Source organism: Pelomicrobium sp. G1 (assembly GCF_051905455.1).
GTDB lineage: Bacteria > Pseudomonadota > Gammaproteobacteria > Burkholderiales > UBA6910 > Pelomicrobium.
Genome location: NZ_JBQACR010000340.1, coordinates 1 through 274, shown reverse-complemented (window position 1 = coordinate 274; position 274 = coordinate 1). Strand labels below are relative to the sequence as shown.

Annotated in this window: 1 pseudogene; it reads left to right on the top strand. The window is 70.4% G+C overall.

The window, feature by feature from the left end:
* Positions 1-274, top strand: a pseudogene (locus ACTFO6_RS18765) (sodium-dependent transporter); the annotation flags it as partial.

The window sequence follows — 274 nt, the reverse complement described above, 5'->3', positions numbered from 1 at the left end:
CGGCTGCGCAGGCGGCCCACCGGGCCCACTGGTCCAACCGCTGGGCCTTTGTGCTGGCCACCGCCGGCTCAGCGATCGGTCTCGGCAACATCTGGAAGTTTCCCTACATGGTGGGAGAGAGCGGGGGAGGCGCCTTCGTTCTCGTCTACCTGGCCTGCATCGCCCTCGTGGGACTGCCGGTGATGATGACCGAAATCATGCTGGGACGGCGGGCCCAGCGCAACCCGGTGGCCGCTATGGAGCGGCTGGCGCGGGAGGCGGGCGCTCCCGGGGC